This is a genomic window from Pseudomonas sp. F(2018) (genome assembly GCF_005508865.1).
GTDB lineage: Bacteria > Pseudomonadota > Gammaproteobacteria > Pseudomonadales > Pseudomonadaceae > Aquipseudomonas.
Map to the genome: position 1 here is coordinate 1,011,548 of NZ_SCOM01000002.1, position 22,399 is coordinate 1,033,946.

General features: G+C 62.6%; 27 protein-coding genes. 22 read left to right on the forward strand and 5 right to left on the reverse strand.

Annotated elements, in window-relative coordinates:
- Nucleotides 1-4: 4 nt before the first annotated feature.
- The 19 genes from glgX (at nt 5) to FFS62_RS12875 (ending at nt 14,412) form a co-directional block, all read left to right on the forward strand.
- The gene (gene glgX / locus FFS62_RS12785; RefSeq protein WP_137973182.1) at nt 5-2,131 is read left to right on the forward strand and encodes a glycogen debranching protein GlgX; all 2,127 of its coding nucleotides are present in this window, start codon (nt 5-7) and stop codon (nt 2,129-2,131) included.
- A 98-nt stretch (nt 2,132-2,229) separates the two neighbouring features.
- A complete protein-coding gene (locus FFS62_RS12790) occupies nt 2,230-2,643 on the forward strand; it encodes a CBS domain-containing protein (protein WP_137973183.1) in 414 nt (137 codons plus the stop codon).
- A gap of 31 nt (nt 2,644-2,674) precedes the next feature.
- Nucleotides 2,675-3,985: a zinc-dependent alcohol dehydrogenase gene (locus FFS62_RS12795; protein ID WP_137973184.1), complete on the forward strand. Its 1,311-nt coding sequence runs from the start codon at nt 2,675-2,677 to the stop codon at nt 3,983-3,985.
- Nucleotides 3,986-3,993: 8 nt separating this feature from the next.
- On the forward strand, nt 3,994-4,893 hold the full coding sequence (locus FFS62_RS12800; RefSeq protein WP_137973185.1) for a DUF72 domain-containing protein: 900 nt from the start codon (nt 3,994-3,996) through the stop codon (nt 4,891-4,893).
- A complete protein-coding gene (locus FFS62_RS12805; RefSeq protein ID WP_137973186.1) occupies nt 4,890-5,672 on the forward strand; it encodes an endonuclease/exonuclease/phosphatase family protein in 783 nt (260 codons plus the stop codon). Before FFS62_RS12800 ends, FFS62_RS12805 begins: the two co-directional genes overlap by 4 nt.
- Nucleotides 5,669-6,880: a cardiolipin synthase ClsB gene (clsB, locus tag FFS62_RS12810; RefSeq protein ID WP_137973187.1), complete on the forward strand. Its 1,212-nt coding sequence runs from the start codon at nt 5,669-5,671 to the stop codon at nt 6,878-6,880. The genes FFS62_RS12805 and clsB overlap by 4 nt, the downstream gene beginning before the upstream one ends.
- The gene (locus FFS62_RS12815) at nt 6,877-7,860 is read left to right on the forward strand and encodes a lysylphosphatidylglycerol synthase domain-containing protein (RefSeq protein WP_137973188.1); all 984 of its coding nucleotides are present in this window, start codon (nt 6,877-6,879) and stop codon (nt 7,858-7,860) included. The genes clsB and FFS62_RS12815 overlap by 4 nt, the downstream gene beginning before the upstream one ends.
- Before the next feature lie 342 nt (nt 7,861-8,202).
- A complete protein-coding gene (locus FFS62_RS12820) occupies nt 8,203-8,550 on the forward strand; it encodes a hypothetical protein (protein ID WP_137973189.1) in 348 nt (115 codons plus the stop codon).
- A 90-nt stretch (nt 8,551-8,640) separates the two neighbouring features.
- A complete protein-coding gene (locus FFS62_RS12825) occupies nt 8,641-8,982 on the forward strand; it encodes a hypothetical protein (protein ID WP_218569289.1) in 342 nt (113 codons plus the stop codon).
- A gap of 158 nt (nt 8,983-9,140) precedes the next feature.
- The gene (locus tag FFS62_RS12830; protein ID WP_137973190.1) at nt 9,141-9,764 is read left to right on the forward strand and encodes a hypothetical protein; all 624 of its coding nucleotides are present in this window, start codon (nt 9,141-9,143) and stop codon (nt 9,762-9,764) included.
- Nucleotides 9,765-9,863: 99 nt separating this feature from the next.
- A complete protein-coding gene (locus tag FFS62_RS12835; protein ID WP_137973191.1) occupies nt 9,864-10,334 on the forward strand; it encodes a YcxB family protein in 471 nt (156 codons plus the stop codon).
- An 89-nt stretch (nt 10,335-10,423) separates the two neighbouring features.
- Entirely contained in the window at nt 10,424-10,807 is a 384-nt protein-coding gene (locus FFS62_RS12840; protein ID WP_137973192.1) for a TIGR04086 family membrane protein, read from the forward strand.
- Between the two features lie 72 nt (nt 10,808-10,879).
- On the forward strand, nt 10,880-11,281 hold the full coding sequence (locus FFS62_RS12845) for a hypothetical protein (RefSeq protein WP_137973193.1): 402 nt from the start codon (nt 10,880-10,882) through the stop codon (nt 11,279-11,281).
- A gap of 92 nt (nt 11,282-11,373) precedes the next feature.
- Complete coding sequence (locus FFS62_RS12850) at nt 11,374-11,715, forward strand: YciI family protein (protein WP_137973194.1); 342 nt, start codon at nt 11,374-11,376, stop codon at nt 11,713-11,715.
- Between the two features lie 162 nt (nt 11,716-11,877).
- Entirely contained in the window at nt 11,878-12,249 is a 372-nt protein-coding gene (locus FFS62_RS12855; protein ID WP_137973195.1) for an MmcQ/YjbR family DNA-binding protein, read from the forward strand.
- 44 nt (nt 12,250-12,293) lie between these two features.
- Complete coding sequence (locus FFS62_RS12860) at nt 12,294-12,752, forward strand: SRPBCC family protein (protein WP_137973196.1); 459 nt, start codon at nt 12,294-12,296, stop codon at nt 12,750-12,752.
- Nucleotides 12,753-12,819: 67 nt separating this feature from the next.
- Entirely contained in the window at nt 12,820-13,302 is a 483-nt protein-coding gene (locus FFS62_RS12865) for a hypothetical protein (protein WP_137973197.1), read from the forward strand.
- A 64-nt stretch (nt 13,303-13,366) separates the two neighbouring features.
- The gene (locus FFS62_RS12870; protein ID WP_137973198.1) at nt 13,367-13,876 is read left to right on the forward strand and encodes a Gar/GrdA family gentamicin resistance ATP-binding protein; all 510 of its coding nucleotides are present in this window, start codon (nt 13,367-13,369) and stop codon (nt 13,874-13,876) included.
- Nucleotides 13,877-13,896: 20 nt separating this feature from the next.
- On the forward strand, nt 13,897-14,412 hold the full coding sequence (locus FFS62_RS12875) for a GNAT family N-acetyltransferase (RefSeq protein ID WP_137973199.1): 516 nt from the start codon (nt 13,897-13,899) through the stop codon (nt 14,410-14,412).
- 16 nt (nt 14,413-14,428) lie between these two features.
- Here FFS62_RS12875 and FFS62_RS12880 read toward each other — a convergent pair whose 3' ends face one another.
- The 4 genes from FFS62_RS12880 to FFS62_RS23440 are packed head-to-tail and all read right to left on the reverse strand — an operon-like array spanning nt 14,429 to nt 18,950.
- The gene (locus FFS62_RS12880; RefSeq protein WP_137973200.1) at nt 14,429-15,286 is read right to left on the reverse strand and encodes an SDR family oxidoreductase; all 858 of its coding nucleotides are present in this window, start codon (nt 15,284-15,286) and stop codon (nt 14,429-14,431) included.
- Between the two features lie 13 nt (nt 15,287-15,299).
- Nucleotides 15,300-17,873, reverse strand: a complete 2,574-nt coding sequence (ligD, locus tag FFS62_RS12885; RefSeq protein WP_137973201.1) for a DNA ligase D — start codon at nt 17,871-17,873, stop codon at nt 15,300-15,302.
- Nucleotides 17,874-17,888: 15 nt separating this feature from the next.
- Nucleotides 17,889-18,761, reverse strand: a complete 873-nt coding sequence (locus FFS62_RS12890) for a Ku protein (RefSeq protein WP_137973202.1) — start codon at nt 18,759-18,761, stop codon at nt 17,889-17,891.
- 54 nt (nt 18,762-18,815) lie between these two features.
- Nucleotides 18,816-18,950, reverse strand: a complete 135-nt coding sequence (locus FFS62_RS23440) for a PSPA7_2676 family Cys-rich small protein (RefSeq protein ID WP_137973203.1) — start codon at nt 18,948-18,950, stop codon at nt 18,816-18,818.
- Nucleotides 18,951-19,104: 154 nt separating this feature from the next.
- On the opposite strand from FFS62_RS23440, the gene FFS62_RS12900 reads away from it, so the two are divergent.
- Genes FFS62_RS12900 through FFS62_RS12910 form a run of 3 tightly spaced genes read left to right on the forward strand, consistent with a single transcriptional unit; the run spans nt 19,105 to nt 20,171 of the window.
- Nucleotides 19,105-19,326 (forward strand): hypothetical protein, encoded by a 222-nt coding sequence (locus FFS62_RS12900; protein WP_137973204.1) that lies wholly within the window; start codon nt 19,105-19,107, stop codon nt 19,324-19,326.
- A gap of 3 nt (nt 19,327-19,329) precedes the next feature.
- Nucleotides 19,330-19,938: an NAD(P)H-binding protein gene (locus tag FFS62_RS12905; protein ID WP_137973205.1), complete on the forward strand. Its 609-nt coding sequence runs from the start codon at nt 19,330-19,332 to the stop codon at nt 19,936-19,938.
- On the forward strand, nt 19,938-20,171 hold the full coding sequence (locus FFS62_RS12910; protein WP_137973206.1) for a hypothetical protein: 234 nt from the start codon (nt 19,938-19,940) through the stop codon (nt 20,169-20,171). Before FFS62_RS12905 ends, FFS62_RS12910 begins: the two co-directional genes overlap by 1 nt.
- A 40-nt stretch (nt 20,172-20,211) precedes the next feature.
- Here FFS62_RS12910 and katE read toward each other — a convergent pair whose 3' ends face one another.
- Complete coding sequence (katE, locus tag FFS62_RS12915) at nt 20,212-22,344, reverse strand: catalase HPII (protein WP_137973207.1); 2,133 nt, start codon at nt 22,342-22,344, stop codon at nt 20,212-20,214.
- Nucleotides 22,345-22,399 lie beyond the last annotated feature (55 nt).

Here is a 22,399-nt window from a genome sequence, read left to right on the forward strand (position 1 = left end):
GAGCATGGGTACGCAGCGTTCACGTATCGCCGAGGGTCATCCCTTCCCCCTGGGAGCAACCTGGGACGGCCTGGGTGTCAATTTCGCCCTGTTCTCGGCCCACGCCACCAAGGTCGAGCTATGCCTGTTCGACGATCAGGGCAAGACCGAAATCGAGCGCATCGAGTTACCCGAATACACCGACGAGATCTGGCACGGCTACCTGCCGGACGCGCATCCCGGCCAGGTCTATGGCTACCGGGTATACGGCCCCTACGAGCCGGATGCCGGGCACCGCTTCAATCCCAACAAGCTGCTGATCGACCCCTACGCCAAGCAACTGGTGGGCCGGCTCAAGTGGTCCGAGGCGCTGTTCGGCTACACCATCGGCCATGCCGATTCCGACCTCAGTTACGACGAGCGCGACAGCGCCGCCTTCGTGCCCAAGAGCAAGGTCATGGACCCGGCGTTCACCTGGGGTGAACAGGCGCCGATCCGCGTGCCATGGGACAGCACCATCCTCTACGAGACCCACCTGCGCGGCATCAGCATGCAGCACCCGGCGGTGCCGGAGAACCTGCGCGGCACCTGCGCCGGGCTGATGAACCCGGAGCTGCTCAAGCACATCCGCTCGCTCGGGGTGTCCAGCATCGAGCTGTTGCCGGTGCATGCCTTCGTCAATGACCAGCACCTGCTGGAAAAGGGCATGAACAACTACTGGGGCTACAACAGCATCGGCTTCTTCGCGCCGCACCCGGCGTACCTCGCCAGCGGCAAGGTCAGCGAGTTCAAGGAGATGGTCGCGCACCTGCACGATGCCGGCCTGGAGCTGATTCTCGACGTGGTCTACAACCACACCGCCGAGGGCAACGAGCGCGGGCCGACCCTTTGCATGCGCGGCATCGACAACGCGAGCTACTACCGCCTGATGCCGGATGACCGGCGCTACTACATCAACGATTCCGGCACCGGCAACACCCTGGACCTGTCGCACCCCTGCGTGCTGCAGATGGTCACCGACTCGCTGCGCTACTGGGCCACCGAGATGCGCGTGGACGGTTTTCGCTTCGACCTGGCGACCATCCTCGGTCGCTACGCCGACGGCTTCGACGAGCGCCACAGCTTCCTCGTCGCCTGCCGCCAGGACCCGGTGCTGAGCAAGGTCAAGCTGATCTCCGAGCCCTGGGACTGCGGCCCCGGCGGCTACCAGGTGGGCGGCTTCCCGCCCGGCTGGGCGGAGTGGAACGACAAGTTCCGCGACAACGTGCGAGCCTTCTGGAAAGGCGACGAGGGCCAGCTGCCCGAGCTGGCCAGCCGCCTCACCGCCTCGGGCGACCTGTTCAACCAACGCGGCCGGCGCCCGTTCGCCTCGGTCAACTTCGTCACCGCCCACGACGGCTTCACCCTGCGCGACGTGGTGTCCTACGACCACAAGCACAACGATGCCAACGACGAGGGCAATCGCGACGGTACCGACCACAACATCTCCTGGAACCACGGCTACGAAGGCCCGACCGACGACGGCGATATCCGCGAACTGCGCCTGCGCCAGATGCGCAACCTGCTAGGCACCCTGCTGTTCGCCCAGGGCACGCCGATGCTGCTGGCCGGCGACGAATTCGGCCGCACCCAGCAGGGCAACAACAACGCCTACTGCCAGGACAACGAGCTGAGCTGGGTGGACTGGAACATCGACGAGGAAGGCCAGGGGCTGATCGACTTCACCCGCCGCCTGATCGCCCTGCGCCGGGCCTATCCGATCCTGCGCCGCGGGCGCTTTCTGGTCGGCCATTACAACGAGGACCTGGGGGTCAAGGACGTCACCTGGCTGGCACCGAACGGTGAGGAAATGAGCGAGGAGCACTGGCACGACAACGAGGCGCGCTGCATGGGCATGCTGATGGACGGCCGCGCCCAGCCCACCGGCATCCGCCGCAGCGGCGCCGATGCCACCCTGTTGCTAATCCTCAACGCCTACCACGAGGCGGTGGACTTCCATCTGCCGGAAGTGGCCGAAGGCTCGGGCTGGATCGGCCTGCTAGACAGTGCCCAGCCGCAACAACTGAGCACCGAGCAATTCGCCTCCGGCAGCCAGTTCCAGGTGGTGCCGCGCTCGCTGCTGCTGTTCAAGCTGCAGAAGGAAGGCGACTGATCCGCGGTGAAAAAAGCCTGAACCGCGCCCGTCCCCTCCAGTCGGAAGCTGTAGGCGCCGCAAAAGCGGCGTCGCCACTTTCGACACAGGAGGACGACATGAAGATCAGCGAAATCATGACCCGAAACGTGCAGACAGTGCGCCCCGACGAGACCATTCGAGAGGCCGCCGCGCTGATGGCGCGGATCGACAGCGGAGCCCTGCTGGTGGAAGACAACGACCGCCTGGTGGGCATGCTCACCGACCGCGACATTGCCCTGCGCGCGGTGGCCGAAGGCCTGAGCAGCGACACCCCGGTACGCCAAGTGATGAGCGGCAACGTCTGTTACTGCTTCGAGGACGAAGACGTGCAGCACGTGGCACAGAACATGGCCGATATCCAGAAACGCCGCCTGCCGGTGCTCAGCCGCGAGAAGCGCCTGATCGGCGTGGTGTCCCTCGGCAATATCGCCAGCGCCCGCAGCGACAAGTCCAGCGGCACCCTGCTGCGTGGCGTGGCCCAGGCCCACTGAGGCCTGCGGGCAGCACGAGACGGAGAGCCGCATGAAAGCCGTAGTATTCCATGACGTGGGCGATATCCGTCTCGACGACGTGCCCGAGCCCACCCTGCAAGAGTCCACCGACGCCATCGTGCGCCTGACCGCCTCGGCAATCTGCGGCACCGACCTGCACTTCGTGCGTGGCACCGTCGGTGGCATGGCCAAGGGCACCATCCTCGGCCACGAGGGCGTCGGTATCGTCGAGGCCCTTGGCGAGGATGTACGCAACCTGCAGATCGGCGACCGGGTGGTGATCCCCTCCACCATCGCCTGCGGCAACTGCTCCTACTGCCGCGCTGGCTACTACGCCCAATGCGACGAGGCCAATCCCAACGGCAAGGCGGCCGGCACGGCCTTCTTCGGCGGCCCCTCGCCCTCCGGTCCGTTCCACGGGCTGCAAGCCGAGAAAGCGCGCATTCCCTTCGCCCATATCGGCCTGGTCAAGCTGCCCAGCGAGATCAGCGACGACCAGGCGATCCTGCTTTCGGACATCTTCCCCACCGGCTATTTCGGCGCCGAAATGGCCGAGATCACTCCCGGTGACACGGTGGCCGTGTTCGGCTGCGGCCCGGTCGGCCAGTTCGCCATCGCCAGCGCCAAGCTGCTCGGTGCGGCGCGGGTATTCGCCATAGACCACCTTGAGGACCGCCTGCGCATGGCCCGCCAGCAAGGCGCCGAGGTGATCAATTTTGACCTGGAAGACCCTGTGCAGACCCTGCGCCGGCTGACCAGCGGCATCGGCGTGGACCGCGCCATCGATGCGGTCGGCGTGGACGCCGAGTGCTCCTGCCACGCCAGCCAGCAGCAGGTCGGCCAGTTTCGCGAGGAAATGGCCGCCGTAGCGCCCAAGACCCATCCGGACGGCGCCAACTGGCACCCAGGTAGCGCGCCGAGCCAGGCCCTGCAGTGGGCCGTGGAGGCGCTGGACAAGGCCGGCACCCTGTCGATCATCGGCGTTTACCCGCAGCAGGCGCGGGTATTCCCGATCGGCGCGGCGATGAACAAGAACCTGACCATCAACATGGGCAACTGCCATCACCGCAAGTACATCCCGCTGCTGATCGACCTGGTACTCAACCATCGCATCGATCCGGCCAAGATCCTCACCCAGATCAAGCCGATGAGCGATGCCATCGAGGCCTTCAAGGCATTCGACCGCCGTGACGAAGGCTGGATCAAGGTCGAGCTGCACCCGCAGATGCAGCTGGGAGTGGGCAGCGAGGAGCAGATCGAGAGCAGCCGCCTCGATCAGACCATCGAAGCGTCCGCGCCCACTAGCGACATGTTGGCCACAATGGTGCCCAAGCGCTCCTAGGGAGTTCCATGAGTGATATTCGCATCGGCATATCGGGATGGCGCTACGCCCCCTGGCGTGGCGATTTCTACCCCAAGGGTCTGCCCCAGCGCAGGGAGCTGGAGTTCGCCTCGCGGGAAGTGAATAGCATCGAGATCAATGGCTCCTTCTATGGCCTGCAGAACCCGCAGCGCTACGCCAACTGGCATGCCGACACGCCGGAAGACTTCGTCTTCAGCGTCAAGGCCCCGCGCTACATCACCCATGTGCGCCGCCTGCGCGATGTGGGCCAGCCGCTGGCCAACTTCTTCGCCTCCGGCCCGCTGCAGCTGAAGGAAAAGCTCGGCCCGATCCTCTGGCAGTTTCCGCCCAGTTTCCGTTTCGATGCACAGCTGTTCGGCGACTTCCTCGCCCAGCTGCCACAGGACACCGACCAGGCCCGAGCCTGTGCCCGGCACGCCGATGCGCGGCTGCACGTGCAGGGCTATCTGGAGGCCGCGCCGGGTCGCAAGCTGCGCCATGCGGTGGAGATCCGCAACGACAGCTTCCTCTGCCCCGCCTTCGTCGACCTGCTGCGCAAGCACGGCGTGGCCCTGGTGGTGGCCGATACCGCAGGCAAATGGCCGTATGTGGAGGACGTCACCGCCGACTTCCTCTACCTACGCCTGCATGGCGACGTGAAGCTCTACACCAGCGGCTACTCGCCTCAGGCGCTGCTGCGCTGGCAGGCGCGCATCGAAGCCTGGACCGCCGGCACGCAGCCGGAGGACGCCAGGCTGATCGGCCCCGAATACCGGCCGGCCAAGCGCCAGCGCGACCTGTATTGCTACTTCGATAACGACGTGAAGGTGCGCGCGCCCTACGACGCGCGCCACCTGCTGGAAGGCCTGGGGCGTTCGCCACAGCGCCGGCAAGGAGAACTGGTATGAGCGAATCCAGTCCGATTCTCATGGTGGAGCAAGCGCCCGCCGTCCATCAGCTCAAGGTGCTGACCATCAACACCCACAAGGGCTTCACTGCCCTCAACCGGCGTTTCATCCTGCCCGAGCTGCGCGAGGCGGTGCGCGCCACCGGCGCCGACCTGGTATTCCTCCAGGAGGTGCTCGGCACCCACCAGCGCCATGCGCGCCGGCACCGCAACTGGCCGGAGACGCCGCACTACGAATTCCTCGCCGACAGCATGTGGCCGCAGTTCGCCTACGGGCGCAACGCGGTCTACCCGGACGGCGACCACGGCAATGCGCTGATGAGCAAGTTCCCCATCAGCCAATACGTGAACCTGGACGTGTCCATCGGCGTGGTCGAGCAGCGCGGCCTGCTGCACTGCGTGCTGGACGTACCCGGCCCGCGCCAGGTGCATGCCATCTGTGTGCACCTGGGCTTGCGCGAGGTGCACCGCCGTCAGCAGCTCAACCTGCTTTGCCACCTGGTCGAGAGACTGCCGGCGGAAGACCCGGTGATAGTCGCCGGAGACTTCAACGACTGGCGTCAGACCGCCAGCGCAGTCCTCGCCGAACAGCGCATGCATGAAGTCTTCACCAGCGAATTTGGCGAGCCGGCCAAGAGTTTCCCGGCGCGCTGGCCGCTGCTGCGCCTGGATCGCATCTACGTGCGCAACGCTACCAGCCGAGCACCCGTCGCGCTGTCGACCCGTCCCTGGTCCCACCTTTCCGACCATGCCCCCTTGGCTGTGGAGATTCACCTATGAATTACAACTGGCGCGAAGGTAATCAGGTCCAGCTGCTGATCAATGGCGAGGAGTATTACCCGCGAGTCTTCGAATGCATCCGCGCGGCACAGCGCGAGGTATTGATCGAGACCTTCATCATCTTCGAGGACAAGGTCGGCAACGAGCTGCAGCAGGTGCTGATAGACGCCGCCCAGCGTGGCGTGCGCGTCGAGCTGACGGTGGACGGCTACGGCACCGCCGACCTCAGTCGCGAGTTCGTCGCCGCCATGACCAGCGCCGGGGTCAATATTCATGTATTCGACCCCAGCCCGCGCTGGCTGGGCATGCGCACCAACCTGTTCCGCCGCCTGCACCGCAAGGTGGTGGTGATCGATGGCGAGCGCGCCTTCGTCGGCGGCATCAACTATTCTGCCGACCACCTCGGCGACTTCGGCCCGATGGCCAAGCAGGATTACGCGGTAGAAGTGGTCGGCCCGATTGTGGCCGACCTGCATGCCGCCAGCCTGCGGGTGATGCGCCCAGCCCTGGACGCACCCAGCCAGGTACGTCCGGTCACTCGTCTGGCCGGCGACGCCCGCATGCTCCTGACGGTGCGCGACAACGATGCCCACAGCCGGGATATCGAGGCCCAGTACCTGCTGGCCATTCGCTCGGCCAACTACCGCCTGGTGGTGGCCAATGCCTATTTCTTCCCCGGCTATCGTCTGCTGCGCGAACTGCGCAATGCCGCCCGCCGCGGCGTGCGGGTGACCCTGATCCTTCAGGGCCAGCCGGACATGCCTTGGGCGCGCGGCTTCTCGCGCATGCTGTACAACTACCTGCTGCGCGACGGCGTGGAGATCCACGAATACTGCCAGCGCCCGCTGCACGGCAAGGTCGCCCTGGCCGACCGCGAATGGGCCACCGTGGGCTCCAGCAACCTCGACCCGCTGAGCCTGGCGCTGAACCTGGAAGCCAACCTGTTCATCCGCGATGCCCGCTTCAACCAGCAGCTCTACGAACACCTGCACACCCTGATCAACGAGCACTGCAAGCGCATCAGCCTGGAGCGCGTGATCCGTGGCTACTGGTGGCGCGCCCCGCTGATCTTCCTGTGCTTCCACTTCACCCGGCTGTTCCCCGCCATCGCCTCCAAGTTCCCGGGCCACTCGCCGCGCCTGAAATCGCTGCGCCCGGAGCCCGACGAGACGCATGACGCCCTCTGCAGCCAGGGCAAGCTGCCATGAGCAAGCCAGCGCATCCCAACCCCTGGATTCGCTGGGGCAAGCGCCTGCTCACCGCGCTGTTCTTCATCATGGTGCCGGTGCTGCTGTTCATGCTGGTGAAGAACCTGGAGTGGAGCGAGGTTGTCCACGCGCTGCGCAGCTTCGACCGGCCGACCCTGGCCGCCTGCGTAGCGATCACCGCCGTCAGCTTCCTGTTGTTCGCCAGCTATGACCTGCTCGGCCGCATCTACACCGGCCACCACCTGCCGGCGCGGCAGATATTGCCGCTGACCTTCGTCTGCTACGCCTTCAACCTCAACCTCAGCTCCTGGGTCGGCGCCATCGCCTTGCGCTACCGCCTCTACTCGCGTCTGGGGCTGGGCGTGGCCACGGTGACGCGCATCCTCACCTTCAGCCTGATCACCAACTGGCTGGGCTACCTGATCCTCGCCGGCGGCGTGTTCGCCCTGCGCCTGGTGCGCCTACCGGAGCAATGGGAGATCGGCACCACCGCGCTGCAGATGATCGGCGTCGCCCTGCTGCTGGTCGCCGCCGGCTACCTGCTGGCCTGCCGCTTCGCCCGCCGCCGCTCCTGGACCTGGCGCGACCACGAAGTCACCCTGCCCTCCCTGCGCCTGGCGCTGGCCCAGGCCGGCATGTCCATGTGCAACTGGTCGCTGTCCAGTCTGCTGGTGTTCCTGCTGCTGCCCGACGGCGTGGACTACCCCACCGTGCTCGGCATCATGCTGGTCAGCAGCATCGCCGGCGTCATCACCCACATCCCCGCCGGCCTCGGCGTGCTGGAGGCGGTGTTCATCGCCATGCTGCAAGGCCAGGCCTCCAAGGGCGCCGTCCTCGCCGCCCTGATCGGCTACCGCGCCATCTACCTGTTACTGCCACTGCTGGTGGCCGTGGTGGTCTACCTGGTGCTGGAGAAACGGGCCAAGAAGCTCAGGCAAAAATCGGAACAGGCAGGCCGCCTGAAAACCGAAGGCGCTTAACCCTCCCCCGCAAGCCCCGTCGGATAGACAGCCTCAAGGCAAATCGAATAGGGTCACAGACGAATCGCTGCTCCTGATGGAGCAGCTGGAGTTTGTGAATCCTGTCGCTTTTGCCTTCCTCCCCTATGGCGCATTTGCTGATGCGCCCTTCAGGCCAAACAAGGACTTAGCGGACGACAAGGAATGTTATGCGACACATGTGGCGGAAAATATTACGCCAGTTGTGTCGTCTACTTATAGTTAGCCTCACAAGGAAATATCACAGTGACAGATGCGAATGAGAGACTCAAAAGACTAATCATTCTTTTATGGGTTCTGACCTCAGGATTTCTCCTTTGGCTTATGAACAAAGCCGACATGAGTTCATATGATGAGCAGTCATATTTTCGGTTCGTTACTTTCCTCTTTGCAGGCGGCTTTGCATTTCAATTTCTATTTGAGCTCATAACCTCACCTATAAGCGAAAAATCAAAAGACAAATGGCGCGCATTAGGCAGAGAGTTGCTAATCGCCTCATTCAGCATCCTTCTTTTCGTCATGGTTGTTAACTTTGAAGCGCATATATTATTTCTTTACCTTGCACCATCCATAATTGCATTTTGCGTAATGGTGTACAAAGTAATTGGCAGAGCAGAGAAAGCGCATAAAATCATTAAAGAAATTCATGAAATAGAGGGGGCGCAAGGCTAACAATGCGCTCAACTGTCGCTCACTTCGTTCGCTGGACAGTCAAAAGCTGCGCTTTTGCCTGCCCGTTAGCTTAATCGTTAGGAGCCAAGGATGTGGCAGCCGATACAACTACATGAACTGAAAGCGCTGATTGCCCAGCAAGTCGTTGAGTGCTCTCCAGAAACTTGCGCGCTGTTTGAGGCTAATGCTATAGCACCGCAAAAATGGGCACTCTCATCATGGGGTAACGATGGTGGTGGCTTCTGGGCAATTGCCATAATTGGCAAAACTGTCCTCTGGTACAACGATATTGAGGAAGGCTTCAATACATCATCGTTTACCCACGAGGGAACCATAGAGCAGTATTGGTGCAACCAAGACACACTGCATGAAGCAATGCTTGGCCTCACCCCAAACGCTCCAAAACTAGGAGCACCCGATGCACCTGCGTAAGCTCCTAACAATGCGCTCAAAGCGCTCACTTCGTTCGCTGGGACCGGCTAAAGCCGGCCCCTTAGCTTAATCGTTAGGCATCAAAAATGGCTTGTGCACACTCTCAAGTAGCAGCGGCTCTGGACCGGTGGTCCGAGTGCCATTGGCACATCCATCAAATGGAGGCCAACTACCACGAACCCGAGCCATTTCGCTACTCGCTTAATTCATTTATTAGGGCAGTGAAAGAAGTCCCCCAAATTCTGAAAATGGAGTTACAAAATCATCGACTCTATTCATCTGAGTTGAAGCCAGCCATTGACGCTACAAAAAGCAATGAACTGCTGCGAAAGCTCAGCCAACAACGAGACTTCATTGTCCATCAAGGCATGCTTGATCTGGCGAGCAGCGGCCAGATCGGAACCACTGAAGGGCGAGGTTTTAAGATTGGCATTGGGTTCAACGTCGCTCCCTTCGAATCATCGCAAGCGGCGTACGAGCGATATAAAGCCATATGCCGCAGCGATCCCGTCTTCCGGGGTGCTTTCGGCCCAGACTGTGACTCACGACCCTTCCTCCGGCGCGAGTGGAAAGTTCAAGAGCTAGGCCACACTGAGCTTCTTGAGCTTTCAGTCTCAGCATGGCGCGCGCTCGGAGAAGCTATTTCGACCATCGTTCAAATACTCGGAGGCGATCCATTGGATCTTTCAATGTCATGCCTCCATGATCCTGAGCGTGTAAAAACTAGAGCCTTTAGCCAGTCGGAGTTCTTTAAGACAGTGGACGGTGAGTCTGATGCCTAACAACTCGCTCAACTGCCGCTCACTCCGTTCGCTGGACAGCCAAAAGCTGCGCTTTTGTCTGCCCGTTAGCTTAATCGTTAGGCATCAAGCAGGGAAAATATGCGCTTAGAATACGAGAATAAATTCAGGGATGTAATTGAGTTTCAAACCGCTCACCAGCTTTACTCACCAGCTTTGCAGCTTACACTTCTAGCGTTTGCATTCTTGATATTTTGGTTAACCAGCACTCACAGCAGCCTCACTTACAGCATAACCTTTGCTCTTTTATCCTACGCTGCAATGCTGACAACTCAATTTATATTCAATATCATCTACTTCGCCTCAAGAAAAAACCATGCAGTACTTACAACTCATACAATAGAAGTCACCGACACGGCATTCATCGAAGAAACAAAATACAATAAATCCTATTTTTATTGGAACGGCATCAACAAAGCCGTCTCTCGCTTTGGCAATGTGGCAATTTACACTACGCCACATACGGCGCTAATTGTCCCCAGGCGCGCATTTAGCTCACATTCCCAGCGCCAGGATTTAATAAAATTAATCAACGCCAGAGTTGATGCCTAACAATGCGCTCAACTGTCGCCCACTTCGTTCGCTGGGCGTCCAAAAGCTACGCTTTTATCCGCCCGTTAGCTTAATCGTTAGAGAAAAACATGGAACGTAACCCGATACTACTAGGACTAGCCGCAGCCGCAATTGCATATCCGGTCGTTAAACTTGTCAAAGTTACGCTGGGTAGCAATATTGCAGACATCCTGATGGAAGCTATCTCTAACCTCCCATGGCTTGCCGGCGGCTTCGTCGCTGGCTACAAGTCTAAATTCTCCCCACTTAAAAACGGCGCGATCACAGGTGCGCTCTATGGGTTAATTTTCTGCCTAATTGGCATCGTTTTAGTTTCAACTCAAACTTATGGGATGCAAGAAAAAATTTCACAGCTTGGTATCGCAGCTATAGCCATTATAAAATTTTCCTTCTTGTTCTTCTTGGCATCCGCCTTAGGGTGTGTACAAAAATTACCACGCACAGTTCTCTAACAATGCGCTCAAATCACTCGTTTCACTCGCTGGGCCGGCGAAGCCGGCCTCTTAGCTTAATCGTTATGCACCATGAACCAAATTCGAATGAAACGCGAAATTGAAGAGAATGCGGAGACTATTCGCCGCCTTCGTTCACGCATCAAAGAAACCTTTAAGGTTCGTGACTTGAGCCCATTGAAAAGGCGGGAATGGGAGTTCGCCTGCAAAGAATTTCACGCCAGGTATGAAGCCTTATCATTCCCCTGCAACTACACTGAGGCGCTACAAAAAATCAAAGATGGGGATCAGTTGTCGGTTGAATCCGCTCTGTGCTTTGTAGAGTTAAGGCCCTATTTTTTCCGATCTGGTTATATGTACAGAGAACTGATCCGAAAGCTCAAGAATGCCAATCTTGCTGGCAGCCACCGGGAGCGACGAGACGCGATTATTCACGCATACCGTCAGTGGAGATCAAGCCAGTGCAAAGCATAACAATTGGTTCAAGCCGTTCGCTTCGCTCACTCGGCACCGGCTAAAGCCGGCCCCTTAACCAAACGCTAGCCCCCACCAACCAGGATCGAGCAATGACCAAGTACCTCATCTCCTTCCCCGCTGAAGCGATGGACGTCCCGCAGGAAGACCTGCCTGCCGTCAGCGAAGCGGCTCATGCAGTCATACGTGAGGCGAAGGATGCGGGCGTTTATGTGTTCGGAGGCGGTATCAACGAGAGCGCGGCGCCGCTGATGGTTGGTGCCGATGGCGCCGTCCGCAACGCTACCTACCCGCAGACCAGGGAGTTCAATGGCGGCTTCTGCATTCTTGAGCTGCCCTCGCGCGAAGCCGCCATCCAATGGGCGGCGAGGATCGCTGAAGCTTGCCGTTGCTCGCAGGAGCTTCGCGAGTTCCACTACGATCCGGAAAGCTGACCGGTGCTGCACAACCCTTGGGGGCGCCAACCCGCTAACCAAGGGCGCCGGAATCCGTCAAAACACCTCATTGCACCGATGCGGCCACCCTCTCCCACCGAGCCGACATGCCCTGTCGGGCCACGTCGATCATGTCAAAGCAAGACCGCTCAGGATCGTCAAATGGATGTTGCCGCCGTCAAAGAATATTGCAGCTGTTACCCCGGAACCTCCTCGAAGCTGTTTGGCCCGCCAAGCAACATCCTTGTCTACTACGTCGGCGGCAGAAAGTTCGCCTACTTCAAGACCAGCGAGCCGGAGCAGTGGCGTTTCAGTATCTGCACCTCTCCGGAGCGCTTCCTGGAGCTGACTGACGTGCCGGGCATCAAGCCTGCCCGCTACATGGCCAAGTTCCGCTGGGTCACCATCGTGGATGTCGAGACGGTTCCGGCCGAATACCTCCAGGAGCTGATCACCTGGTCTTATGCCAAGGCGCTTTCCAGTCTTTCGAAGCGGCAACAAGCGGCCATCGCACTTGAGCAATCACAACCGTAACCCCACCTACGGTCACTACGGCCCGTGGATACAAGGAGTATCGCGTGTACCTACTGACAGAAAACACCGCCGAGATTGCGTGTCCGGCGAGCGTGGCGTACGAGTACATCACTAATCTCGAGACGTTCGGCGAGTGGTTTCCTGGTGTCCTCGCCATCCAGTCGGCGAACGAACTGGCACATGCCGCGCCTGGAAAAACCTACCTTGAGACCGTCGCCATCCCGATGCGCGGAACCCGCAAGGTTGCCATCACGGTCGTTGCTGCGGAGCCGAACAAGCTACTCGTGACGGAAGGGCAGCTGCCGCCGCTGATGCCGAGGATGGAAATCCAGTTCCACGTTATCGGTGCCGACGCATGCCGGGTCGAGTGGCGGATGTTCAGCCGCAATGACCACCTCCTCGCCAGGATCACGCTCTTGCCGCTCGCTCGCAGGGTCATGCGCAAGCGCGCCGCCATTGGGATGAAAAGACTAGCCAAGGTGTTAGAGGGACGCGGGGGCTGACACCTCGCAACCTAACCAACTGGCATGCGCCGCCATCTGAACGCTCACGAATATCTTCGAGGACCACATGATCGATCTCCATGCACTCAAACCCACCTACCTCCTGTGCGTGATTCTGGCGCTCGGTGCGCTCGCTGGCTGTGAAGAGCAACCTGAGGCGGAGAGCCCGCAACCCTCTTCTACCAGCCCAGCCGATCAAGCTGCGATCGAGGATCTGTCCCGCGTCGGAACAGCGGTCGCAGCGCAATCTGCCGACCTGAAGCTGGAGTTTCTCGGCGCCAAGAACGGGATCGACCCGGCACAGGCCGCCGCATCCGGAGAGAGCTGGTCGCTCTACCATCTCTCCTTTGCCGCCGCGCAGCCCTCGGAATTGCAGCTGAGCGGCAATGTTCACAGCCAGACACTGTCCCCCGAGAACCAGGCACGCCAGGAGCGCTGGCAGAAAGTGGTTTGCACTCCCGAGCTGAGCGATGTCATGCGCGCGCACCAGATCGATTTGGTTTACGCCACCTTCGGCAAGGCGGACATGCCCATCGCCCAATGCCAGTAGTGGGTGCTCGCCCGTGGTCGCGGACAGCTACCAGCCTGGCGCCTCATGAAAGACAGGTAGATTGATGATCATTGTGCTGAACGGCCCCCTCGGAGTCGGCAAGTCGACGCTCTCCGAGGCGCTTATGGAGCATCTGGACGCAAGCGTGATGCTGGACGGCGATCAGGTGGTAGCCGTGAACCCGCCGCCCGCGGATGAGCTGGGGTACCTGCATGCGACGCTGGCGCTACTGGTCAAGCACCACCTGGCCCATGGCTACAGACACTTCGTCATCAACCATATATGGCACACGGCTGACGAACTCGATGCACTGCGCCAGGCACTGGGTGAGTTCGACGGTGATGTACGCTGCTTTCGCCTGGTTCTGCCGTTTGCGGAGAATCTCAGGCGGATTCGTCTTCGCCAAAGTGCTCGCATTATCGACGAGCAGGACTTCGAGATGCAGACGGTCGTCGAGGAACGCGCGATTCTGGAGGGCGAGTCCAACCCAGGTTTGGGCGAGCCATTCGATGTTTCCGGCACGCCAGAGCAACTGGTTGCTGCACTGCTGATTCGCCTGGGCCTCTGCGCCTGAACAGTTAGGAGAGGCTCTCGATGCCCGGCATCACTATCCACAGGGGCTCGTTACCCGAGTTGATCGAGGCCCGCCTGGATGCCAGCTTCACCGTAACGCAGGAGCTGCGTCCCTACTTCATCGAAGGTCGCTTCGGCTACGACGTCGTCGCCGTAGAGCCCTACCGGAAATCCTATGGCGACGATGACGACGAAGAGAACGACGGCGAGCTGTTCATCGCCCGCCTTGAGGGTCGGCCAGCCGGCGCGATAGCGCTATCCGAAGCGTGGAACGGTTATGCGCGCATCGACAACATCCTGGTCGACACCAACCTGCGCCGAGCAGGCGTGGCGACTGCCCTGCTCCACCACGCCGTGGACTGGTGCAAGGGCCGCGGCCTAGCCGGGCTGATGCTGGAGACGCAGAACAACAACGTGGCGGCCTGCAAGCTGTACGAGCGCTTCGGCTTCCGCCTGGGCGGCTTCGATACGCACCTTTATGGCGCCGTCGCCCCTGGGGAAATCGCCCTGTTCTGGTACTGGCACGCCGCAGCCTGAGGCGGCGGCGCGGACTCTAGCCGTTCACCACCGACCCGCCGTTCACGTGCAGTACCTGGCCACTGACATAGGAGGAGTCGTTGCTGGCCAGGTAGACGAAGGCCGGTGCCACTTCGGCCGGTTGGCCGGGGCGCTGCATGGGGGTGTCCGAACCGAAGGTGGCGACCTTTTCCGGCGGGAAGGTCGAGGCGATCAGCGGCGTCCAGATCGGTCCCGGGGCGACCGCGTTGACGCGGATGCCGCGCTTGGCCAGGTTCAGCGCCAGGGAGCGGGTGAAGGTGGTGATCGCGCCCTTGGTCGATGAGTAGTCGAGCAACATCGGATTGCCCTTGTAGGCGGTGATCGAGGTGGTGTTGATGATCGCCGAGCCGTCCTTCAGATAAGGCAGTGCGGCCTTGGTCAGCTGGAACATGCCGAAGATGTTGGTACGGAAAGTCTGCTCCCACTGCTCCTCGCTGATGTCTTCCAGGCCTTCCTGGGGCTGTTGCTCGCCGGCGTTGTTGACCAGGATGTCGATGTGTCCCCACTTGCCGATGGCCTGCTCCACTACCTGGCGGCAGAATCCGGCGTCGGCCACGTCGCCGGCCAGCGGTAGTACCTGGCGGCCACGGCGCTCAATCTCCGCCTGGGTGTGGCGGGCGTCTTCATCGCGATCGAAATACAGCAGCACGATGTCGCAGCCCTCTTCGGCGAAATGCACGGCCACGGCGCGGCCGATGCCGCTGTCGGCGCCGCTGATGACGGCGACCTTGCCCTCCAGCTTGCCGGCGCCGCGGTAACGCTCGTCGATGTACACCGGTGGCGGGTCCATCTGCGCCTCGCTGCCGTGGGGGATGTCCTGGTGCTGTGGCGGCAGGGTCTGTTTCTCGCTCATGGGATTTTCCTCGTCATTCGCTTGCGGGCGGTGTGGCGCCGAGCCGTTCCCACATGGCGCGGGTCAGGCGTTGGCGGTTGGCATAGCCGCTCCAGGGGTTTTCCCGCAGGTTGTCGAGACGCTCCTGCAGGTTGGCGATGGTCCATTGCTGGGCGCTGCGCAGACCGTCCAGCTCGTCGCGGCTGATCGGCACCGAAACCGGCAGGCCCGGGCGGGCGCGCACCGAGTAGGCGGCCACGGTGCTGGCGCCGCGGCCGTTGCGCAGGTAGTCGATGAAGATCTTGCCGACCCGGTTCTTCGGTCCGGAGGTGGCGGTGAAGCGCTCCGGCAACTGGCGGGTCATGAACTGGGCAACGGCCTTGGCGAAGCCCTTGACCGTGTCCCAGTCGGCGCGCCGGGCCAGCGGCACGATGATGTGGATGCCCTTGCCGCCGCTGGTCTTCAGGTAGGCATCCAGGCGCAGCTCGTCGAGCACGCTGAGGGTCAGGCGGGTGGCTTCGAGCATGCTGCGCCAGGGCAGCGCGGGGTCTGGGTCGAGGTCGAGGACGAAGTGGTCCGGCGTCTCGATGCGGTCGCTGGTGGCGCCCCAGGTGTGCAGCTCGATGGTGCCCATCTGCACGGCGCCGACCAGCGCTGGCAGGCTGTCGATTTCCATCAGCCTGGCGTGGCCGGGGTCCAGGCTCGGATCTAGGTGCTTAATGTTGGGAATGGCCAGGCGCTCGGCGTGTTTCTGGAAGAACTGTTCGCCGCCCACGCCATCCGGCGCTCGCACCAGCGATACCGGGCGATTGTCCAGGTACGGCAACAGCCACTCGGCGATCCCTTCATAGAACAGCGCCAGGTCCAGCTTGGTGGTGCCGCTGTCCGGATCGATCACCCGCTGGGGATTGCTGATCGGCACCTCGGCCACCACCGGTTTGCCGCCCTTTCCGCCCTTTCCACCCTTGCCGCTCGCAGCCTTGGCCGGCTTGGTGGATTTGGCCTTGGTACCGAGCTGCTCCGGCGGGCGCGGCCGCTCGCGCACGATCTGGCTGGCCGGCTTGTCGCTGCGCAGGGCGACGAAGGTGGCCTGGCGCACGATGCCTTCACGGGTCCACTCGGCGAACTCGGCCTCGCCGACCAGATGCGGCTCGACCCAGCTGACCCCGCGGGTCTGGGCGGCGGTGAGCTTGTGTGCCAGCGGCGAGTCGCTGCGCGCCAATTTCTGCAGGCGCTGGTGCAATTCCTTCAGCGCCACTTCACCGAAGCCGCTGCCGACTCGCCCGGCGTAGCGCAGGCCTTCGTCCTCGTTGACCGCCAGCAACAGTGCGCCGAAACCGCTGCGGCTGCCCTGCGGCTTGGTATGGCCGACGATGACGAACTCCTGGCGCAGGCGGCACTTGAGCTTGATCCAGTCGGGGCTGCGGCGTGACACGTAGAGGCTGCCGGCGCGCTTGCCGATCACGCCTTCCAGGGACATGGCACAGGCGCTCTCGACGATGTCTTCGTGGCGCGCGCTGAAGGCCGCCGAGAAGCGCAAGGGCGAGCGCCGCGGGTCGCCCAGCAGTTGCTTCAACTGGGCGCGGCGCTGCTCGAGCGGCGTCTCGCGCAGGTCCTGGCCATTGATAAAGGGGGCGTCGAACAGGTAGTAGAGGATGTCGTGGCTGCGGCCGATGTCGAAGGCGTTCTGCAGCAGCTGGAAGTCCGGCAGGCCCTGGTCGTTCATCACCACCACCTCGCCGTCCAGCCAGGTGTCGCGCAGCCCCAGCTTGGCCAGGGCTTCGGCCTGCAGCGGCAAGCGCGCCGTCCAGTCGTGGCCGTTGCGGGTGAACAGGCGCACCTCGCCATCGGTGATACGGGCAAGGATGCGGTAGCCGTCGAACTTGACCTCGTAGAGCCAGTCGCCCTCCGGTGGCCGCTCCATCAGGGTGGCCAGCTGTGGCGCCAGGCTGGCCGGGAAGTCGGTGCTGACCGCCTTGGCTGTGGGCTTGGCCTTGGGCTTGCTTTCCGCCGCCTTGCGCACCGCCTTCTTGCTCGGCCCGCCGACCAGCCCGCCACTGATCACGCTCTGCGGCTGCGCTTCGACTATGTCGTACTCGTCGGCCGAGCGCGCCGTCTCGTCACGCTCCTTGATCAGCAGCCACTGTTGCTTGTCGCTGCTGCCGCGCAGATGGGTGCGCACCAGGGTCCAGTCGCCGGCCAGCTTCTCGCCGACCAGGGTGAACTTGAGCTTGCCGGCCGCGTAGCCCACCGCTGGGTCGCCATGGGGCTGCCAGATGCCGTGGTCCCAGACGATCACGTCGCCAGCGCCGTAATTGCCCTCGGGAATGCTGCCCTCGAAGCTGGCGTAGTCCAGCGGATGGTCTTCCACGTGCACCGCCAGACGCTTGTCATGCGGATCCAGACTTGGCCCCTTGGGCACCGCCCAGCTCTTCAGCGTGCCGCCCAGCTCCAGGCGGAAGTCGTAGTGCAGGCGTCGGGCATCGTGTTTCTGGATCACGAAACGCAGGGCGCCGGCCTTGCGTGTGCGCTTACGCGGCTCCTCGCGGGGCTCGCTGGTCTGCTCGAAATTGCGTTTGCGGTTGTATTCGCTCTGCGCCCTGGCCATGTCGGTTTTCCTGGCTTATTTGCGTGCCGTCTTGGCGGTCTTGCGCGTGGTCGTGCTGGCCGCCTTGGGTTTCGTCTTGGGCTTCAGCTTGCTCTCGGCCTTGCCGCCGAGGCTGCGCTTGAGCAACTCGGTGAGATCGATGACATCGGCGCTGCGCCGCTCTTCCTCGCCGCCCACGCGCTCGACTTCCTCGATCTTGCCGGCCTTGGCCTTCTGCTCCACCAGTTCCATGATCCGGTCCTGGAAGCTGTCCTGGTAATCCTCTGGCTGCCAGTCGGCGCTCATGTCCTTGATCAGCCGCTTGGCCATGTCCAGCTCGCTCTTCACCAGCTTCGGGCTGGTCACTGCGGAGCCCAGCTCCAGCGACTCCAGGCCGCGAACCTCGCTCGGCCAGCGCAGTTTCACCAGCACCAGGGCCGACTCCAGCGCCATCAGCGCCGCCAGGTGCTGGCGGGTGTGCAGCACCACGTGGGCCAGGGCCACCTTGTCGGTGCTGGCCAGGGCCTCGCGCAGCAGCGCGTAGACCTTTTCACCACGGCGGTCGGGAGTCAGGTAATAGGGTGTGTCGATGTTCTGCAGCGGGATCTGCGGGCTGTCGACGAAGGCGAAGATGTCGATGGTCTGGGTCGACTCCGGGTGAGCGGCGCGGATCTCCTCCTCGCTCAGCACCACGTAGCGCCCCTTCTCGTAGGCCACGCCCTTGACGATGTGTTCCTTGGTGACTTCCTTGCCGGTGACCTTGTTCACCCGCTTGTAACCGACCGGCTCCATGCTGCGCTTGTCCAGCCAGTCGAAGTCGACGCCCTGGGACGAGGTGGCCGAGACCAGCGCCACCGGGATATGCACCAGACCGAAACTGATAGCGCCTTTCCAGATAGCTCGAGCCATGACAGTCACATCCTGGGAGTGTTATGGGCCGACCCGTCGTGGTCGGACAAAGTTTCAGTGATTCTCTCCGGGCAGGTAGCGGAAGCTGCCGCACCGGCTACAGCACTGGCACAGCAAGGTTTCCTTGCCCATCAGGGTGGGGTAGCCATCGATCCAGTTACAGCCACTGATCAAACACATGAAAGTCATCTGTTCCTCCTGCGGCCCACCGTTGGGTACTCGATAACCAGTCGACCGCAGGCAAGCACCGAAGGTTTTATCAACAAATACCTGAACTCCTTTTGGCCACCCGGTGGTCTATCTGTCAGGAGGCCGCCAGGCCACGCAGCTCGGGAGTTCAACCATGGCGAAGAAGTACGATTTCCTGGTCAGTTTCATCCTCGATAACCAGCCGCAATCGGTCACGGTGCAGGCCGACAGCGAGACGCTGACCCCCGAGCAGGCGCTGTTCTACCTGCAGGCACTGCACAGCGAGGCGCGGCCCGGGGCGATCACCGATGTGCAGGCCAGCCGCATCGACAAGCAGAAGACCGCCACCTCCCCTGGCCACCATCTGCAGCCCTGAGCCATGAAGAACCTGGAAACCCCGGCCTACAAGCTGGCGCTCTATGGCGCCCGCAGCAGCCTGGGCAATGCGGTGCTGGTCGAGGCGCTGCATCGCCAGTACGAGACGATGGCCATCGTCGACCAGTTCAACGCCCTGCCCTCGATACCCGGCCTGCGCACCAAGGGTGGCGATCTGTCCGACGCGCTTTCCGTCAGCCACAGCGTGGCCGGTATGGACGCGGTGGTCTGTCTGCTCGGCGAGCAGCTGCCGGGCACTGCCCGGGACGATTTCCCTCTGCTGTTCCGCGCCCTGCTCGCCATGCTGGACGGCCTGGAGGTGGCCGGTGTGAAGCGCCTGCTGGTGGTGGACGACTTCGCCTGGCTGGACGAGAGCCCGCAGCAGCCGTCTGCACCGGTGAGCCACCTGCAGGAGCGTCTGCTGGCCAGCCCGATCGCCTGGACCCTGGTCGAGGCACCGGCGCCAATGGACGAGGATCTGCAATTCGCCGACTTCGTTCAGCCCGCTGAGCGTGCCCTGCCCCTGCGCCGCTTCGCCGCCGGCCTACTGGATGAAATGTCCCTGTCGCTGCACGTGCATGAGCGCGTGCGCATTATCGAAGGAGATCGCTGATGGGACCCGAAAGCGTGATTCTGCTGATGATCTCGGCCTGGTTCCTGGTCGCTGCGGCCATGCTCTGGGGCATATTGCGCATCGCTCGCCGCCATGTCGTCTACCACCAGCCGCACGCAGCCATGCCTACGCCGGCACCGCTGCCCGCCCGACGCAAAACACCACGGCCGAAGCTGCCGCGCCCGGTGCTTACCCCGGCCTACCGCGCGGCACACCACTTCGCCCATCGCTAGAGCCAACGGCACTCCGACCCGCAGGCCGGAGTGCCATGCATCAGGCGGGAATCGCCTTGGCCTTCGGCTCGCGCGCCCATACCCGGTGCTGGGCCATGGCCTTGACCAGGTCGGCACACAGATCCTCCGCCTTGGCCGCGTTGAGCAAGCCTTCATCCGCTTCCAGGTGCAGCTGCGCCCTCAGGTCCGCCGCCTCGCCGCACAGGGCGATCGCCTTGAGGTGCTTGTAGGCCTCCAGCAGGTAATGCAGCGCAGCGCCGTTGGCCAGCAGCGCCTTGGCGGCCTCGGCACCGGCGGGTACGAACACCGCATCGAAGGCGATCGAGGGCAGCCCCTCCAGGGTGGCGTCGGGTACCAGGGTGTTGCCGTCGCTGGTCTTCACCGGCGCCGAGCTGGGCCCGATCACCTTGGCCGTGGCCCCTTCGCTGTTGAGCACGCCGATGATGTGGCTGATGTCATCGACGTTGGCCCCGTCGGCCACCAGGATGGCCACCTTGCGCGAGCGGATATTGCCCGACAGCAGGTTGGCCTGGCTCAGCGCCGGCGACTTCTCCAGGGCGGTCTGTAGCGGCGCTACGGTGCCACCGGCAGGCGCCGGCAGGCCGAGGTTTTGCGCCACCCGCGTGGCCAGCAGCGGGTCGATATTGGCGAGAATCTGGTTGACCTGGCGCTCGCGGATTTCGCGACGCTCCACCTTGCCCAGCTCGAAGCTGTAGGCGGCGATGATGTGCTCCTTCTCGTGGGGCGCCATGCTGTTCCAGAACAGCCGGGCCTGGGAGAAGTGATCGCCGAACGAGTCGGCGCGTTTGCGCAGCTTCACGCCGCTCATGGGCTCCGGGTAGGAGACGAAGCCGCCACCGCTGGCTGCCGGTGGAGTTTCCTTGGGCCAGCCGCCATCGATGGAGTTGGGCTCGTAGGCCGCCCTGCCCTTGTTGATGGTCTGCCGGTGCGGCGCATCGCGGTTGTTGTTGTGGAACGGGCACAGCGGCCGGTTGATCGGGATCTCGTTGAAGTTCGGCCCGCCCAGGCGCAGCAGCTGGGTGTCGGTGTAGGAGAACAGCCGGCCCTGCAGCAGCGGATCGTTGCTGAAGTCGATGCCCGGCACCACATGGCCGATATGGAACGCGGCCTGCTCGGTCTCGGCGAAGAAGTTGTCCGGGTTGCGGTTGAGCACCATCTTGCCCACCACGCGCACCGGCACCAGTTCCTCGGGCACCAGCTTGGTCGGGTCGAGCAGGTCGAAGTCGAACTTGTGCTCGTCCTCTTCGGGAATCACCTGCAGGCCCAGCTCCCATTCGGGGTAGTCGCCACTCTCGATGTCCTCCCACAGCTGCCGGCGGTTGAAGTCCGGGTCCTTGCCCGCCAGCTTCTGCGCCTCGTCCCAGACCAGCGAATAGACGCCGGACACCGGCCGCCAGTGGAACTTGACGAACACGCTGCGGCCCGCGGCGTTGACCAGGCGGAAGGTGTGCACGCCGAAGCCCTGCATGGCCCGGTAGGCCACCGGGATGCCGCGATCGGACATGGCCCACAGCACCATGTGCGCCGACTCCGGCTGCAGCGAGACGAAATCCCAGAAGGTGTCGTGGGCCGACTGGCCGGTGGGGATCTCGTTGTGCGGCTCGGGCTTCACGGCATGCACGAAGTCGGGAAACTTGATCGCGTCCTGGATGAAGAACACCGGCATGTTGTTGCCGACCAGGTCGAAGTTGCCCTCGTCGGTGTAGAACTTGGTGGCGAAGCCGCGCACGTCGCGCACCGTGTCCGCCGAGCCGCGCGGCCCCTGCACGGTGGAGAAACGCACGAACACCGGGGTCTTCTTTTCCGGATGATTGAGGAAGTCGGCGCAGGTCAGCTCGGCCAGCGGCTCGTAGACCTGGAAGTAGCCGTGGGCCGCCGAGCCCCGCGCATGCACCACCCGTTCGGGAATGCGCTCGTGGTCGAAGTGGGTGATCTTCTCGCGCATCAGGAAGTCTTCCAGCAGCGAGGGGCCCCGCTCGCCGGCCTTCAGCGTGTTCTGATTGTCGGCCACCTTGACCCCGGTGTTGGAAGTCAGGGCCTCGCCTGTGGCGTCTTCGCGCCAGCGCTCCAGCTGGTCCAGTTTGGCGTTGCTGTTACCGCGATCGAGGGTATGGGTGCCCGCCGCCTCGCTCGGGCTGTTCTTCTCCGACATGTCGCTCTCCTCATGGCTAGGGCGTCGCCGCAAGCGACACCTCCTAGTTATGAGA

Coding starts and splice junctions, on each gene's coding strand:
- glgX (WP_137973182.1), top strand. CDS start 5: ATGGGTACGCAGCGTTCACGTATCGCCGAGGGTCATCCCTTCCCCCTG.
- FFS62_RS12790 (WP_137973183.1), top strand. CDS start 2,230: ATGAAGATCAGCGAAATCATGACCCGAAACGTGCAGACAGTGCGCCCC.
- FFS62_RS12795 (WP_137973184.1), top strand. CDS start 2,675: ATGAAAGCCGTAGTATTCCATGACGTGGGCGATATCCGTCTCGACGAC.
- FFS62_RS12800 (WP_137973185.1), top strand. CDS start 3,994: ATGAGTGATATTCGCATCGGCATATCGGGATGGCGCTACGCCCCCTGG.
- FFS62_RS12805 (WP_137973186.1), top strand. CDS start 4,890: ATGAGCGAATCCAGTCCGATTCTCATGGTGGAGCAAGCGCCCGCCGTC.
- clsB (WP_137973187.1), top strand. CDS start 5,669: ATGAATTACAACTGGCGCGAAGGTAATCAGGTCCAGCTGCTGATCAAT.
- FFS62_RS12815 (WP_137973188.1), top strand. CDS start 6,877: ATGAGCAAGCCAGCGCATCCCAACCCCTGGATTCGCTGGGGCAAGCGC.
- FFS62_RS12820 (WP_137973189.1), top strand. CDS start 8,203: ATGAACAAAGCCGACATGAGTTCATATGATGAGCAGTCATATTTTCGG.
- FFS62_RS12825 (WP_218569289.1), top strand. CDS start 8,641: ATGTGGCAGCCGATACAACTACATGAACTGAAAGCGCTGATTGCCCAG.
- FFS62_RS12830 (WP_137973190.1), top strand. CDS start 9,141: ATGGAGGCCAACTACCACGAACCCGAGCCATTTCGCTACTCGCTTAAT.
- FFS62_RS12835 (WP_137973191.1), top strand. CDS start 9,864: ATGCGCTTAGAATACGAGAATAAATTCAGGGATGTAATTGAGTTTCAA.
- FFS62_RS12840 (WP_137973192.1), top strand. CDS start 10,424: ATGGAACGTAACCCGATACTACTAGGACTAGCCGCAGCCGCAATTGCA.
- FFS62_RS12845 (WP_137973193.1), top strand. CDS start 10,880: ATGAACCAAATTCGAATGAAACGCGAAATTGAAGAGAATGCGGAGACT.
- FFS62_RS12850 (WP_137973194.1), top strand. CDS start 11,374: ATGACCAAGTACCTCATCTCCTTCCCCGCTGAAGCGATGGACGTCCCG.
- FFS62_RS12855 (WP_137973195.1), top strand. CDS start 11,878: ATGGATGTTGCCGCCGTCAAAGAATATTGCAGCTGTTACCCCGGAACC.
- FFS62_RS12865 (WP_137973197.1), top strand. CDS start 12,820: ATGATCGATCTCCATGCACTCAAACCCACCTACCTCCTGTGCGTGATT.
- FFS62_RS12870 (WP_137973198.1), top strand. CDS start 13,367: ATGATCATTGTGCTGAACGGCCCCCTCGGAGTCGGCAAGTCGACGCTC.
- FFS62_RS12875 (WP_137973199.1), top strand. CDS start 13,897: ATGCCCGGCATCACTATCCACAGGGGCTCGTTACCCGAGTTGATCGAG.
- FFS62_RS12880 (WP_137973200.1), bottom strand. CDS start 15,286: ATGAGCGAGAAACAGACCCTGCCGCCACAGCACCAGGACATCCCCCAC.
- ligD (WP_137973201.1), bottom strand. CDS start 17,873: ATGGCCAGGGCGCAGAGCGAATACAACCGCAAACGCAATTTCGAGCAG.
- FFS62_RS12890 (WP_137973202.1), bottom strand. CDS start 18,761: ATGGCTCGAGCTATCTGGAAAGGCGCTATCAGTTTCGGTCTGGTGCAT.
- FFS62_RS23440 (WP_137973203.1), bottom strand. CDS start 18,950: ATGACTTTCATGTGTTTGATCAGTGGCTGTAACTGGATCGATGGCTAC.
- FFS62_RS12900 (WP_137973204.1), top strand. CDS start 19,105: ATGGCGAAGAAGTACGATTTCCTGGTCAGTTTCATCCTCGATAACCAG.
- FFS62_RS12905 (WP_137973205.1), top strand. CDS start 19,330: ATGAAGAACCTGGAAACCCCGGCCTACAAGCTGGCGCTCTATGGCGCC.
- FFS62_RS12910 (WP_137973206.1), top strand. CDS start 19,938: ATGGGACCCGAAAGCGTGATTCTGCTGATGATCTCGGCCTGGTTCCTG.
- katE (WP_137973207.1), bottom strand. CDS start 22,344: ATGTCGGAGAAGAACAGCCCGAGCGAGGCGGCGGGCACCCATACCCTC.